Genomic DNA, 13,837 nt, shown 5'->3' with positions numbered 1-13,837 from the left:
CCGCTTTTCGTTTAGGCTGTTTTCTGTGCTAAGTTAAGTCTATCTAAAATATAAAAGGGATTTTTATGCGGATACTTCATCATGGGGCTGTAAATGGAGTGACTGGCTCTTGTCACCAATTGGATATCAATCAAGGTGAGGCTTTATCGTGTTACCTTATCGATTGTGGCTTGTTTCAAGGCGCAGAAACGGCGGGTAAGTCTTCTGCTGAGCAGCTTCAAATTGAGTTTGATATTAGTGCTATTCAAGCGTTAATTGTCACCCATTGTCATATTGACCATGTCGGTCGCATCCCTTATTTAATTGCAGCAGGTTTTAATAAACCAATTTATGCCACTAAAGCGACCGCGGCATTGTTGCCGTTAGTGATTGAAGATGCATTAAAAATTGGCGTGACGCGTGATAAAAAGTTAATTGATGCTTTCTTATTGCGGCTTGAGTCATTAATACAGCCGATAGATTACCATCAATGGGTATCATTGCCGCTTGTTGACTCCACTACTAAGCAGGATGAAGTGACAGAGGTCAAACTTAAGTTTAAACCCGCAGGGCATATCTTAGGTTCAGCCTATGTTGAGTTTGACCTGATAGGTAAAGCAAAGCATCGAGTGGTGTTTTCGGGGGATTTAGGTGCAACTTATGCTCCTTTACTGGCCAGTCCACGTAGTCCTTATCGTGCTGATACGTTAGTCATTGAATCTACCTATGGTGATAAGAATCATCAGGGGCGAAAAGACCGCAGTAAGTTACTTAAGCAGATTATTGAAAAGTGTGTTGCCGATAATGGTGTGGTACTCATTCCTGCATTCAGCATTGGCAGAACTCAAGAGTTATTATATGAGTTTGAAAACATTATAGCTAAAAACCAGCATAATCCTATTTGGCAAAATATTGATATTATTGTCGACTCTCCCATGGCGGCTAAGTTCACCCAGAAGTACCTCGAATTCCAAGCTTTATGGGATAGTGAAGCTAAACGGGTGGTGAATAAAGGCCGTCATCCGTTAGATTTTGAGCAACTTTATACCATCGATAGTCATCAAGACCATCTAGCGGTGATCAATTACCTAGATACCCGTAAAAAACCAGCCATTGTTATTGCAGCCTCTGGCATGTGCAGTGGTGGTCGGATTATGAATTACCTAAAACGTTTTTTGTCTGAGCCTACCGCTGATGTGTTGTTTGTTGGCTATCAAGCTCAAGGTACACCGGGTAGAGACATTCAAAACTTTGGCCCCGAAGGGGGTTATGTGATGTTGGATGACGAGCGTATTGATATTAAAGCCGGTGTTTACACCATTAGCGGCTATTCAGCCCATGCTGACCAGGCTAATTTAATTAATTTTGTAAAACGCATGCATCATAAACCCAAACATATTCGCATAGTTCATGGAGACGACGATGCTAAACAGGCCCTTGCAGATAAATATCGCCAACTTTTACCTGATTGTGAGGTGGAGATAGGTGGCCAATAATGATGTATAAAGCCTAACAATAAGGGCTGTTCTTTGATGTTGTTTCAACATTTAAAAATGTCATTCACTATTAATGAATGGCATTTTTTCAGCTTAAGTTGGAGGTGGGAGGGACTTTGACGAAAGTATTGTGTACTCTGTGTTAACAATACGTTTTAAACTAAAAAGAAATCTATGACCCCGTCAGAAGACTCGTTATTGAGAACATTTTTGCGCTTGTGTAATTCAAAAACTCCAGTTTCTGTGCTTAAGCTTGAATTGTTAAACTTCTCTAATGAAGAACAACTCAAGTGGCTTATTGAGCGACATAAAGTGTGGAACCTGGTTGCGGCGTCAGTTAAAAAGCTTGATGCAGATAATTTTTCTTCAGATTTTCTTCTCTGGTTAAAGTCTGCTGAAGCTGATTGTAAGCTAAAAACATTACAACAATTTAAAGTGCAGACTGAGTTATCTAAGCAGTTGAATGAGGTTGAGGTTAATTATCATTTTTTTAAGGGCATAGATTTATCTTTACGTCTTTATGGTGATCTTAATTGTCGTTTCTCTAGAGATATTGATTTGTTGATTTCAGAACAAGACGCCATAAAAGCAGAGCAAGTGTTACTAAAATATGGTTATAAGCCCATTAATGACGCCTTTACTGATATTGCGCCAGGTAGCGTTATTAGGGGGACTTTTAGCAAGGACAAAGGTTATCAAGCTTTCGGTTTACCAGTAATCGAGCTTCATACTCGAGTAAATAATGAAGATACGCAGTTTTCTAAGGCGGTTACCGCATCCTTGTTAGTTGGGGTTGCAGGTGTGTCGATTATTGAATACCTTTACTTGTGTGTCCATGCTATGAAGTTAAATTGCCATCGAGTTAAGTGGCTAATCGATTTAGCATTTTATTATGAAAAACTTAATCTGCATATTCCTGGTTGGGATAAGATAAAGTGGGCTGAAGCACATAAATTTGGTATTACTCGTCAGGTTATTGCATGTGAATACTTAATGGCAAAATATCTTGATATTGCTGTTACACCTAAAGGTTTTATTGGCTTAAAAAGTTATTGTAATTGGATAAGCGATTCATGGTTAAGTGAACATCGCGCTATCGCGTCAATAAAACGGGTTATATATCCGGTATTTATGAACAGTAAATTTGAGCATAGACGCAAAGCTTTTAACTTTTTGTTATTTTGCCCAAACGATACCGATAAAGCATTTATAGATCATTATGCAAAAGATGATGGTCGATATATTATGCTACTGCTACCTTTAAGAAAATTTTTTAGCTACACAAAAAATAAGTTGTTAAGACTTAGCAATGAGCGATGAAGCAACTAACAATGAAATTCTTATATCAAAAATTATATGCTTTTAAAAAGCATGAGTTGTTTTTTAAAATTGGTTTTATTTTTGCTTGGGCATCACTTGGAGTTGCCAGAGCAATAGTGCTGATTTTCCCATTTGCGCGTGTCGCGCCCTATTTAGGTGTGTCAGTTGCCAGTTTTGATATCCAGCCAATAGTCATCAGCAAGTTAAGTGAGCAACAACTGAAGCGTGCACGTCAAATTTCTCGTTTAGTGGTTAATACCGCTCGTTATTGTCCCTGGCATGCAAACTGTTTTGCACAAGCAATTGTTGCGCGTGTTTTACTTGGGATGTTTGGCTTACCCTATCGTTTGTATTTTGGTTTGCGGCGTGAAAATACCAGTTTAAAAGCGCATGCATGGGTGTGCTGTAATCAGCTGTTCATCACGGGTGATAATGGTTTTAAACATCACTCAGTGGTTGGTTGTTATTGTTGTTCACAATGTGATTTTGCTACCAAGGTTAGCGCTTAAATGCCAATGTCGATTAAAAATAGAATTAAGGCTTTATTGTTAAGAAAACGTCCATTATTTCGATTGAGTTGGCGATATAGTTTACCGTGTGATGGCTATATTAAATTACACCGATGGGTAATGTTGCGCTCTTTGCAAAAGCAGCCGTTATTGTTGGTTAGTTTTATTTACTCATTGATTAGCTGGTATGTTTGTTGGTTTTGGGTAGCGGCGTATCGATCGTGCCTTCAATTTAATCAGCAAGCCATCAATGATGGAGTATCCATACCTTCACAAATATTCGGTTTGTTGAGGGCAGGATTAGGTCAAGGTATTTCAGGTTTTGACTATTATCGCTTTAAGCTTTATCAGACTTCTTCAATACTATGGTGGCAATACGTATTTGATTTTCAATTACCTTTTTTTCACTCAACATATCAACTTAATGCTATTAGTCCAACCTCACAGACTTTTTTGAGTAATAAATTAACCTTTGCCCAGCGCTTGTCTAAAGCTGGGGGGCAACCCGTAGCTACCCTTGATAGTGTTAACCTAAAAGATAATTGGGCTATAGAAGCGTGGTTAAAGTTGTCTGATAACCTTTTTATTAAACCTGATTCAGCATCCAGAAGTATAGGCTGCGTTAGCCTAACGAAACATGATACCGATTGGCAATTTGATTATTTAGGCAAACAGTATTACGGAGATGAAGGGCTTAATGCTGTTAAAGCATTATTGCCAACATGCAATTATATCGTTCAACCTTTATTGAACCATCATTTTGAAATGAATGCTTGGCAGGATAGTGATAAAACCATCACTTTGAGGATTGTAAGTTGCCTAGAACAGGGTAAATGCCACTTAGTCGTCGGTAATCTTGAGTTAAATGATGATTCTCATCGACGGTTTAATGTGTTTGCAATTGATGTGTCAAATGGCAGTGTGATATTGGACCAAGAGTATTGTGCCAAAGTCATGGGAGTTGATTTGGCTACCCAGGTGACAATACCATTTTGGCAGTCTGTCGTTGATGAAGTAACACTTGCTCACAGTTTATGTGCAGATGTTCACACTGTCGGGTGGGATGTCGTTATTACCGATACTGAAGTGGTATTACTTGAAGGAAACATAAATTGGGGAGTTAGCCCTCTTCAATATGCTGCACAAGCACCATTATTACCGTTATTAATATCACAGAGTAGCCAGTTTGCTGTTACTCCCACTAAAGCGTCAACAGTTGACTTGCGATAACCTCACCATACTCTTTGTATGAAGCGAATTGAGATATTACTGGAAGTTGCATTGTGTAGCTTTTACATTGATGTTGAAGAATTTGATTCAACAAGAAGAATTGCTGTTCGTGCTTGAATGCGCCTATTAATCTTGGGCGATATACGTTTTTTCGAAGTCGTGTGAATGATTCAAGCTGACTAATTGGGCTGATTTTAGGCTGAATACATTTTAAGCGTTCAGGTTGAAGATGAATGCATTTTACAATCGGCAACGCCTGTTTAGCCATAAGCTCCCAGGGGATATCCCAACCGAATTTATTAATACCAGGTGCAGTATTTGACAGTTGTGTTGTATCAATCCCCATCGCTTCTAGCTGTACTGGTGACAATTTAAAACGCCTATGGGATGGGTGTACATTTAATATACCGTGACTGTCTTGATGTAAAGCGACAATATCGTCACCAAATATATTGATATTGGCTAGTAGTAAAGACGTTGCTAAAGTGCTTTTTCCGCAACCGCTTTCAGCCAATATTATTATTGCGCCTTTATGGGTTTCAATTGCAATACCATGAAGTGGGATATCGCCCCTAAGATGTAACATCATGCCAAGTCCTGAACCGAGTGTAGCCGTTATGGCATGCGGTTCAGTTAATGTAGTCGGAAAGTCTACAGTGATTAAGCCTTTTTTTCTAAAAGGAAACGCCCAAAAAGAGATTGTTTAAAAAGTGCTTTTTCACCATCAAATTGCAGTCTAGTATGAGTTTTAAATTGTGCAGATAACACATTGGGGACCGCTCCTTGTATTATGGATATATCGGCACCGGCATTAGCGAAGGGAGCGGGTAATGCCAATGACGTTTCTACGTTCATTCCATATATGCGATAAATGTTTAACGGTGACAACTAGAACCCCATTTAATTGATATAAGTATATGCTGGTAAGGCATGATAACTGAATATGTTTACAATACAAAAACAACCGTAAGTTAATTTATTAAGATGAGTAAAGAAGGCTGTAGATAGAATGTCGTCTAGTTTTAGTGCATTAAAAAGATATTTACAAGGATTGGGACAACAAGCCTCCAAGTTACTCGTGCTTGCTTTTGGTCTATTACTGCTAAGTAGTTTTACTGAAGGCATCGGGATATTAATGTTGGTACCCGTGGTTAACTCTATGTCAGACCCAAGCCAAATCTTGCCCAGTTGGCTAGAGGTTATTCCAGGTTTTAACCCTGAGGTGCTTTCTTTAGAAATCGTGCTGGCATTGTTTTTATGTTTGCTGCTTGTGCGCTCTACTTTGGTGTATTTTCGTGAGCGAGTGTTAACCCAAATTCGCCTGCAAACCACAGATGAACTGCGCAAAAAGCTATTTGAAACCATGTTGTTTTCAGATTGGCAGCAAAGAATTAATTCCGAGCAACATCAAGAGTTAGAGCAGCTCACTAATGGGGTTAATCGCGTCGGAATGGCCACTTTCTATACTCTTAAGCTAGCGACTACGGCTATTTTTCTTATCGTATATAGCGTGGTATCAATCATTATTGCCCCTATAGCATTATTAATAGCCATTGTAGTCGGCGGTATTATCTTATTACTTTTTCGCCACATTTTTCGACAAGCGGCAGAATTTGGTACGGGCTTGACTAATAGTAATAAACAGCTTTATCAAAGGGTGATGTTTTTCTTAAATGGTATGAAAACGGTTAAGGCATGTGCATATGAAGCACAACAACTTAAATCGTTTGAAATGACTCAAAAAGAGTTAAGAGACAATCAACTAGCCTATCAAGATAAAACAGCTTTGCAGCAATTTGGCTTTCAAGTGATTACCGCTTTACTGCTGTGCGTGTTAGTTTTTGTTGGCTTGGAAGTATGGCAATTAGGTGTTGCTGAGCTTGTTGTGTTGATTGTTATGTTTAGCCGAATGATGCCCATGCTGTCAGATTTACAATCCAATACTCAGCGTTTATTGCATATGTTACCCGCTTTTGTTGATATTGAGGGCGCGATTAAAAAAAATCAGCAGGCTCATATGCCAAATAACACACGCATTGTTCAATTTCCGCGTAAACACTTGGCATTACAAGGGGTCAGTTTTGCTTATCAAACACGTTCACCCTTATTATCAAATATTAACATTGAGTTTCCACTGCATAAGATTACCCTAATAAAAGGTCCTTCAGGACAAGGCAAAACCACGGTTATCGATATTCTAACCAGTTTGCTTACTCCCTCAGCGGGGAAGGTGATGTTAGATGGCAATCCGCTGGATGCAAGTGCGCACCATTCATGGCGTCAACAGGTGAGTTATTTGTCTCAGGAACCATTTTTATTTCACGCCAGTGTTCGCGACAATATTCTATGGGGCGAGTGCTGTACTGATAGCGAGATCTATAGTGTGCTATCTCAATGTTGTGCCGATTTTGTTAGTGAATTACCTCATCGTCTTGACACCATGATTGGTGATGGTGGCATACAACTTTCTGGTGGGCAAAGGCAGCGCCTTGTATTGGCAAGGGCATTAGTTAGAAAGCGACCATTGTTGATTTTAGATGAAGCAACTAATGCGCTGGATAGTGGGACAGAAAAAGCAATATTTATAACTTTACAGCGATATCGAAACTCAATGACGATTGTTCTAGTCAGTCATAGTGAACAAGCTCAGGCTTTTGCTGATAAGACAGTGCTTTTATAAAAAGACACGTTTTTGATAGTTGTAGGTGTGTTTAACTGAATAAGCAAAATGAGTAATGATTACAGATAATCATTTGTAAAGACTTGTTGCGGTTTGTTTGCTAATTCGTGGTTTTCGGTTGTAAATCAGGTTATACTTTGTAAAGATTAAGTTATTAAGGTTGTGGTCTTTTTAACTACAATTAATTCAACTATGAACTATGAACTATGAACTATGAACTATGAACTATGAACTATGAACTATGAACTATGAACTATGAACTATGAACTATGAACTATGAACTATGAACTATGAACTATGAACTATGAACTATCAGTAGTCTTGTTCATTTTGATAGCTTATTTTTAAAACTGGAGCGATATAAATGCAACATAAAACTAAAACAAATAATGATCTAGATGTGACAAGTATTGAGAAATCAGTTTGGTCCAAGCCTGAGATTGAAGTGATTGATATTGGTTCTACGGATGGTAAAGCTCCTTCTGTTAGTGAAACTGCCCCTTTTGGTTCCTCATAGGAATAGTGTATGTTGCTTTATAGTCAACAAAAAGCGCTGAGTGTTGCGCCTATGGGCGATCAGCTAGTAATGATGGATGTATTGCAAGATCAATATTTGGGACTAGATACAACAGCAACCCATATTTGGGGGTTATTAGCCTCACCTATCAGTGTTGATGACCTTGTGATTCAGTTGATGTTGACATTCGACGTTAAAGAAAATGACTGTCGTCGCGATGTTGAATATTTTCTTCAACAGTTAGTCGATAGAAAGCTTGTAGAAGTCAATGCGGCTGCTTAATGTGCAGCCCGTTTATTTAAGGCCAAAATTCCCGTGCGTTACTCTCTGTACAATCTTACCTTTGACAGCCAATTTATCCTTCCAAATTTTCCTTCTGTTCAAGAAACGCATCCTGCAAATATTTGCATAAAAAATGTGGATAAATTAGATGTCGATATTACTTTCTTGAGTCAAGTTGGCGCTTACTGTTGGCTGAATTCGTCAAGTTTTCTGTTATCCATTCCTCGATTAGCTGACTTTTATGTTTGTAACGGGCAGTCCATTAAAGTCGCCCTTGCCGACGATGCAGATATGGCACTGGTGATCACTTATATTCAAGGTTATATGCTTGCTGTTGTGATGCAGCAGCGTGGCCAACTAGTCTTACATGGCACTGTTCTGCAAAAAAATGGCAGCGCTATTGTTGTTTGCGGTAACTCAGGCAGTGGTAAATCCACGTTGGCGGCAACACTGTTGACCCAAGGTTGGCAATTGGTATCCGATGATTTATGCGTTTTTGATACAAATGGGAAAGTGCTACAAGGCTGTAATGATCTTAAAGTCTGGCCAGATGTTGCTGAGGTTTTGCAGTTGTCAGAGGCCAAACCCTTAGCAGCCCAAATTGCAAAGTTGCAGTATGTGCCGGAAGGTTCATCAATGGGTAATGAAGATGCTAAAGAAAGCTTAGACGCATTCCCATTAGTGGCTGTCTATTGCTTAAGTGAGCAGCACGATAACGAGCAAAGTGAAGCTCGGGGTGATGGCGTTTTAGCTGACGTACTAAGCGAGTATAAGGGGATGCGTAAATTTGCACCGCTTAAAGCCAATCGCTACCGAACTCATTTTTCAACAGCAATGGGGCAAGATGCAATGTTTATGCAGCAGTGCAGCGCCTTTTTAGCAAAGACTCCTGTTTATGGGCTTGATCGCGGCAAAGCAAAACTGTCACTAGAAAATCTTCACGCATTAAGCCGCTTTATTACCGATTCATTTGAGGCTCTAGTTTAGTTATGTCTGCAGGTATTTACTGGCTCGCCTCTTACCCGAAATCCGGAAATACTTGGTTGAGAAGTTTTATTTTTGCCTTACAAAATCAATCTACGACTGATGTTACAACAATTGATATTAATCAATTGCACACTGGCGCTATTGCTAGCAGCCGCAGTTGGTTAGCGAATGGCTTGGGTGTGGAGTTAGGATTACATTCGGCTGAGCAAATTGAGTCATATCGTAGTGATGCGTATCGCTTTATCCATAGTCAATTGACTGAACCTGCTTATCATAAAATTCATGATGCCAATCATATGTGTGCTTCGGTTGGACACTTGTGTTCGCCTGATGCCTGTGCAGGTGCCTTGTATGTGGTCCGCAACCCCTTCGATGTGGCAATTTCATTTGCTAATCACATGGGGGTATCACTCGACAAGAGCATAGGTATGATGGGCACCAGTGATTTTGCACTGCTAGCAGATAATAAAAAATATCGGCAGCAGGTTCGGCAGCATATGGGGACTTGGAGTGACCATGTCAGCTCTTGGATAGACTGTGATTTACCAATATTAGTAGTGCGTTATGAGGATATGCAGAATCACTCACTTGTGTGCTTTACGCAGGTTAGTCAATTTTTGCATTTGTCTGATGATGAAAACTCAGTTAAAAAAGCCATTGCAATGTGCCATTTTGATAAGCTTAAAAAGCAAGAAGACAAGCATGGCTTTAAAGAGCGACCCGTTAAATCAAAAGCGTTTTTTAGAAAGGGCATCGTAGGGGACTGGCAAAATACGTTATCCCTGTCTCAGGTCGATAGGCTGATTACCGACCATGGTTACGTGATGCAAAGGTTAGGCTATCTTGATGACAACATGCAAATCACGCCACTGTGTTATCCCACTAATATTTAGTGGTTATTTAAAGGATGATGCATGAGCACGATTCACTGCGTAATTGATTGGCAAAAAGCGTTACCTGAACATGCTATGCAAGCAATGCTGTCTTGTAGTGACTATTGGCAACCTGATGCTCGTCATCATATACAGGTAAGTGACCAACCTGATGTCCGTTTAGCAAAAGCATGCCTATATAATCGGCTGAATTCCGAGCAAGACGCAGTATTATTAAGTGATTGCGGACAATATGCGATTGTTGCCAATGCGCAGCTTGATAACCGCGATGAACTTGCCAATAAACTGCAGTTAACAGACTGTCAGTACTTGTGCGATGCAGGTTTTATTTTACAGGCTTATCTATGCTGGCAAGAGGAAACGGCCGCCCATTTATTGGGGGATTTTGTTTTTATCATTTGGGATAAGGTGAAACAGCAGCTTTATTGTGCTCGAGATCACTTCGGGGTTAAGTCGCTGTTTTATTCTATGCAGTCTGGACGAGTTGCATTGTCAAATGAGCATAAAGCATTGCTGGTGCCCGAGCTGGACATTTCGCGTCAACTCTCCCATCAATGGCTGACTGATACATTTATGCCAATTACTATGAATGAATTCCTTTCTCCTTTCAATGCTATTCAGTCTTTACCTGCGGCGCATCAGCTTGTAATAAATCAGCAAGGGCAAAGCTGTAAACCATATTGGTCATTAAAACCTCAAGTCTTACCAGCATTAACGGATAATGAAAACCTTGCTAGGTTAGCTAAGTTATTTGAGCAGGCAGTGGCGCGGCGTTTAGTATCGCAATACCCCATAGCGGCTGAGTTAAGTGAAGGTTTGGATTCAAATGGTGTGGTGGGATATGCCAGTCGTTTGTTAGGCGATAAACCTTTATATACTATGTCCTTTAATGGTACCGCGTTGAACGATGATAATGCGTCAGTTTGGTCAGATATCTATCAAGAGTTGTTTGATGCAATCGATCTATGGCCAAATGTGCAGCCGCTTTGGCGCGAAGAGACTCCCAGCCTATTGAAAGCAGGTGCGTACGGCAATACATTTGGTGGTCCTTCTGTTATATCCTCTTGGTATGCGCCTCGCGTTGCCCTTGCCCAGTCTCAGGGGTGCCGTACTGTGCTTTCAGGTTGGGGAGGGGATCACTGTGTCACTGGCTATGGCGATGAATATATTCATGAGTTGTTTTTAGGGCGGCACTATCTTTTATTGTATCGACAGCTGAAGTTGCGTCAGCAACGTGGACGTGGTGGTAACCCAATAAAAGCTATGCTGAGATTGTTAATCCAACATCAAATACCCCAAGTGTATAAAAAGCAGCTTCAATTGCGTAATGGGTTAGCGAAGCAGTCGGCCGATTTGTTTTATCATCCAATATTGACTGCCAAGGTTACTCATAAGTTAGCTGAAATAATCAAACCTTATTATGCCATTATTGACAGAACCTCAGTGCAAGCACGTGACCATCGCGAGCTGATTGAAGTTGGCGTTCAGCGTCGTATGACGTTGACTGAAATAGCCGCACGGCATCATCGTTGTGAGTATCGATACCCTCTGCTGGATAAAGAATTGGTGGAGTTTGCCTACAGTTTACCGAGTCATCTTAAGTGCAAATATGGCGTTGAACGTTATATGTTTAGAGAGGTTTTAAAAGGGCATACAACAGAGCGTATTCGTATGAGACGCAAAGCCGATGTATTAACGACGCTTAATATTGATAAAATGCAAGAAAAGGCTGACGAATTGTTACAAAAAGTGGTTGCTAATTGGGCATCTGACCTTGATACCATTTTTGATAAAACTGCACTAGCACAAGTGGTTCAAGACTATCCGCATATCGCTCAACGGTATTTATTGGTGATTGAATCACTGCAACAGCAGCTTGAAAATGGCTCAATTTATATGAATCAATCAAGTGACATGTAAATTGAGGTATTATTAAATCGATGTTTAACTCAGATTTGAACTAACATTCATCAATGTACTAGCAAATCTGAGTAAACACAGTATAGAAAACGCCGCAATTTATTTTGTCTTCATTTCTAAATCTGAAATTCGATTCGACAACTCTTCTATTTGTTTGTCCTTCTTCATATTCAAATCATATAGCGCTTGGATTGCGGCTAACGATATACCGGCAGAATCAATCGCGGAAATGTGTTTGTCATCATTTCCGCCAAGACCAAATAATTTATAAAAATCTTGCGCCATAGGGCCGATATGTTGCTCACTAGCACTTTGAGATTTGTAATTCCATTTAGAAATCGCCAATTTAGAAATGGCACCGAGTATTTCAGTGCCATTAATAGTCTGAAAATTCTCTTTCTTGTTCACATCAGAAGTTAACAACACGTTGTTTGCTGTTACAGTCCCTTTAGTTGTGATGTTACCAGTCGAATCGACAATAAACACCTGTCCGCCAACGTTGTTAGTAAAGGAAAATGTACCATCCTGTCTAGAACCTAGTAGCCAATAGGCAACCGTAGGCGAAGCTTCTGTATTCGATATTTTTAAATAGCTGTTACCAGCATGTGCTAATTCGAGAAGTACTGAGTTTCTAGCTGCATTTGTATTTTCAACTAACACTGAACTTGTTGAAAGGTTAGTACTTGTCGAGTCAACAACGTGTAATCTAGCTGAGGGCGAGGATGTACCAAAACCCACATCACCGTTGGCGACAACTAGTTTACCGTTAGGTGAGGCTGTACCTAAACCGATGTTACCGGTATTACTGATATAAAGTGAATTTGATGGGGCTCCAGGAACAATTTTAAAAGGCAATTTAGAGCCGTTAGTGATATCCCTAATGAAAAAATTTGATTCATTACCTGCAACGTCCCATGTCTGCGGCGTAAAGCCTGAACTCCCATCCTGTTCCAATCTGAGCGCTGGCGTATTGCCTTTTACAACATGCATGTCGACAGCAGGAGTGCTTGTTCCTAAACCTAATTTTCCAGAATTGTTGATAAACAAAGCGTTGCTTGGTGCGTCAGCCATAATGGTAAATGGTGTACGTCCGGCATCGGCATCTTCGATAGAAAACTTATTTGCTCCACCATTTGCTGTGTCATTGATAGAAATTCGCCAGTCCCTCGTTGGAAAACTGCCGGAGGAGCTAGTGTCTTGAAAGTGAATGCGTAAATTGTTTTCTTTTAATCTTAATGTATCAAATCCAAAATTTTCACCATTAACACAGTCAAAACCCATACATGCACTTCCGATGATAATGACATCATCTTGGTGTACGACGCCGGCATATAGATTTGTTGATACCACTAGCGGCAACAGTGCAATTACAACTTTTAATTTAGTATTCATTGTTCAGTCCCTGCGTGTTTTGAGTTCTATTCATTGGAGGGGAAATTGGATTAGTGTCGAGTGGCTGTTGATTCAGCTCTACATCTGTTTCTGTTTGGTCTTCAACAATAAATTGATTATCCATTACGTTAAAATAGCCCGACTTTGTTTCGACTAAGCCAGTATTACGTGGCGCTGTTTGTCGACCCGTAGTTGGGTCACTGACGTATTCAATTTTACCTAGTTGAATGTACTGTATTTGATAACTGTAGTTTCCAGCCGCTGAAATATTCAAGGCATCAATATCAATTTGAGTTTGATTGTTATTAAGTGTGTAGTTGGTATTAAATCCATTTGGGCCTGAAATGGTCATGATGGCTTGATCAAATTTTTTGCCAGTATCAATATCAAGTGTGGAGCCACTCACCGCTATGCTTGCTGCCATAGTCGTTGATGTTATTGCCAATCCTGCTGCCAAAATGGCTGATGTGATAAGTTGTGTTACTGTTTTCATGCTGAAACCTTTTTTTCACAATTAATTAATTTTAACTTATTAGTAACAATTAGCAAGCTTAAGACGCAGCAAATGCTCAGTAGTTGCATATCATTTCAGGCTGTATTCAATATTGATTTTTACCTTTTTAAACAATGAT

At 39.9% G+C, this 13,837-nt stretch carries 14 protein-coding genes; 10 read left to right on the top strand and 4 right to left on the bottom strand.

Annotated elements, in window-relative coordinates:
- The first annotated feature begins 65 nt into the window (after nucleotides 1-65).
- The 4 genes from ACRWQN_RS15090 to ACRWQN_RS15075 all read left to right on the top strand — a co-directional run bounded on the left by ACRWQN_RS15090 (nucleotide 66) and on the right by ACRWQN_RS15075 (nucleotide 4,534).
- Nucleotides 66-1,475, top strand: coding sequence for an MBL fold metallo-hydrolase RNA specificity domain-containing protein (locus tag ACRWQN_RS15090; protein WP_434938655.1), 1,410 nt, complete (start codon nucleotides 66-68; stop codon nucleotides 1,473-1,475).
- A gap of 174 nt (nucleotides 1,476-1,649) precedes the next feature.
- Nucleotides 1,650-2,795, top strand: coding sequence for a nucleotidyltransferase family protein (locus ACRWQN_RS15085; protein ID WP_434938653.1), 1,146 nt, complete (start codon nucleotides 1,650-1,652; stop codon nucleotides 2,793-2,795).
- A complete protein-coding gene (locus tag ACRWQN_RS15080) occupies nucleotides 2,792-3,304 on the top strand; it encodes a lasso peptide biosynthesis B2 protein (RefSeq protein ID WP_434938651.1) in 513 nt (170 codons plus the stop codon). The genes ACRWQN_RS15085 and ACRWQN_RS15080 overlap by 4 nt, the downstream gene beginning before the upstream one ends.
- Nucleotides 3,305-4,534, top strand: coding sequence for a sugar-transfer associated ATP-grasp domain-containing protein (locus ACRWQN_RS15075; protein ID WP_434938649.1), 1,230 nt, complete (start codon nucleotides 3,305-3,307; stop codon nucleotides 4,532-4,534). It begins immediately after the preceding gene.
- Here the strand turns inward: ACRWQN_RS15075 and ACRWQN_RS15070 are convergent.
- Both ACRWQN_RS15070 and ACRWQN_RS15065 read right to left on the bottom strand, forming a co-directional pair.
- Nucleotides 4,506-5,123, bottom strand: coding sequence for a hypothetical protein (locus ACRWQN_RS15070; RefSeq protein WP_434938648.1), 618 nt, complete (start codon nucleotides 5,121-5,123; stop codon nucleotides 4,506-4,508). The genes ACRWQN_RS15075 and ACRWQN_RS15070 overlap by 29 nt on opposite strands.
- Nucleotides 5,124-5,194: 71 nt before the next feature.
- Complete coding sequence (locus tag ACRWQN_RS15065; RefSeq protein WP_434938646.1) at nucleotides 5,195-5,422, bottom strand: hypothetical protein; 228 nt, start codon at nucleotides 5,420-5,422, stop codon at nucleotides 5,195-5,197.
- 121 nt (nucleotides 5,423-5,543) lie between these two features.
- On the opposite strand from ACRWQN_RS15065, the gene ACRWQN_RS15060 reads away from it, so the two are divergent.
- The 6 genes from ACRWQN_RS15060 (at nucleotide 5,544) to ACRWQN_RS15035 (ending at nucleotide 11,813) form a co-directional block, all read left to right on the top strand.
- On the top strand, nucleotides 5,544-7,214 hold the full coding sequence (locus tag ACRWQN_RS15060) for an ATP-binding cassette domain-containing protein (protein WP_434938644.1): 1,671 nt from the start codon (nucleotides 5,544-5,546) through the stop codon (nucleotides 7,212-7,214).
- Between the two features lie 364 nt (nucleotides 7,215-7,578).
- Nucleotides 7,579-7,731 (top strand): hypothetical protein, encoded by a 153-nt coding sequence (locus ACRWQN_RS15055; protein ID WP_434938642.1) that lies wholly within the window; start codon nucleotides 7,579-7,581, stop codon nucleotides 7,729-7,731.
- A gap of 9 nt (nucleotides 7,732-7,740) precedes the next feature.
- On the top strand, nucleotides 7,741-8,013 hold the full coding sequence (locus ACRWQN_RS15050) for a PqqD family protein (RefSeq protein WP_434938641.1): 273 nt from the start codon (nucleotides 7,741-7,743) through the stop codon (nucleotides 8,011-8,013).
- 135 nt (nucleotides 8,014-8,148) lie between these two features.
- Nucleotides 8,149-9,000, top strand: coding sequence for a hypothetical protein (locus tag ACRWQN_RS15045; RefSeq protein WP_434938639.1), 852 nt, complete (start codon nucleotides 8,149-8,151; stop codon nucleotides 8,998-9,000).
- A gap of 2 nt (nucleotides 9,001-9,002) precedes the next feature.
- A complete protein-coding gene (locus ACRWQN_RS15040) occupies nucleotides 9,003-9,893 on the top strand; it encodes a sulfotransferase domain-containing protein (RefSeq protein ID WP_434938637.1) in 891 nt (296 codons plus the stop codon).
- A gap of 21 nt (nucleotides 9,894-9,914) precedes the next feature.
- On the top strand, nucleotides 9,915-11,813 hold the full coding sequence (locus tag ACRWQN_RS15035) for an asparagine synthetase B family protein (protein WP_434938635.1): 1,899 nt from the start codon (nucleotides 9,915-9,917) through the stop codon (nucleotides 11,811-11,813).
- Nucleotides 11,814-11,912: 99 nt separating this feature from the next.
- Here the strand turns inward: ACRWQN_RS15035 and ACRWQN_RS15030 are convergent, their stop codons facing one another.
- Together ACRWQN_RS15030 and ACRWQN_RS15025 are read right to left on the bottom strand one after the other, a co-directional pair.
- Nucleotides 11,913-13,205 (bottom strand): tail fiber domain-containing protein, encoded by a 1,293-nt coding sequence (locus ACRWQN_RS15030; protein WP_434938633.1) that lies wholly within the window; start codon nucleotides 13,203-13,205, stop codon nucleotides 11,913-11,915.
- A complete protein-coding gene (locus ACRWQN_RS15025; protein WP_434926777.1) occupies nucleotides 13,195-13,698 on the bottom strand; it encodes a hypothetical protein in 504 nt (167 codons plus the stop codon). Before ACRWQN_RS15025 ends, ACRWQN_RS15030 begins: the two co-directional genes overlap by 11 nt.
- Between the last annotated feature and the right edge of the window lie 139 nt (nucleotides 13,699-13,837).

This window comes from Shewanella sp. HL-SH8 (genome assembly GCF_051165765.1).
GTDB lineage: Bacteria > Pseudomonadota > Gammaproteobacteria > Enterobacterales > Shewanellaceae > Shewanella > Shewanella glacialimarina.
Note: the sequence above shows the minus strand (reverse complement) of the source record. Positions and strands in the feature narration are given on the sequence as shown.

Excerpts from the sequence above, each read along its gene's own strand:
- ACRWQN_RS15090 (WP_434938655.1), top strand. The coding sequence starts at position 66 with ATGCGGATACTTCATCATGGGGCTGTAAATGGAGTGACTGGCTCTTGT.
- ACRWQN_RS15085 (WP_434938653.1), top strand. The coding sequence starts at position 1,650 with ATGACCCCGTCAGAAGACTCGTTATTGAGAACATTTTTGCGCTTGTGT.
- ACRWQN_RS15080 (WP_434938651.1), top strand. The coding sequence starts at position 2,792 with ATGAAGCAACTAACAATGAAATTCTTATATCAAAAATTATATGCTTTT.
- ACRWQN_RS15075 (WP_434938649.1), top strand. The coding sequence starts at position 3,305 with ATGCCAATGTCGATTAAAAATAGAATTAAGGCTTTATTGTTAAGAAAA.
- ACRWQN_RS15070 (WP_434938648.1), bottom strand. The coding sequence starts at position 5,123 with ATGATGTTACATCTTAGGGGCGATATCCCACTTCATGGTATTGCAATT.
- ACRWQN_RS15060 (WP_434938644.1), top strand. The coding sequence starts at position 5,544 with ATGTCGTCTAGTTTTAGTGCATTAAAAAGATATTTACAAGGATTGGGA.
- ACRWQN_RS15055 (WP_434938642.1), top strand. The coding sequence starts at position 7,579 with ATGCAACATAAAACTAAAACAAATAATGATCTAGATGTGACAAGTATT.
- ACRWQN_RS15050 (WP_434938641.1), top strand. The coding sequence starts at position 7,741 with ATGTTGCTTTATAGTCAACAAAAAGCGCTGAGTGTTGCGCCTATGGGC.
- ACRWQN_RS15040 (WP_434938637.1), top strand. The coding sequence starts at position 9,003 with ATGTCTGCAGGTATTTACTGGCTCGCCTCTTACCCGAAATCCGGAAAT.
- ACRWQN_RS15035 (WP_434938635.1), top strand. The coding sequence starts at position 9,915 with ATGAGCACGATTCACTGCGTAATTGATTGGCAAAAAGCGTTACCTGAA.
- ACRWQN_RS15030 (WP_434938633.1), bottom strand. The coding sequence starts at position 13,205 with ATGAATACTAAATTAAAAGTTGTAATTGCACTGTTGCCGCTAGTGGTA.
- ACRWQN_RS15025 (WP_434926777.1), bottom strand. The coding sequence starts at position 13,698 with ATGAAAACAGTAACACAACTTATCACATCAGCCATTTTGGCAGCAGGA.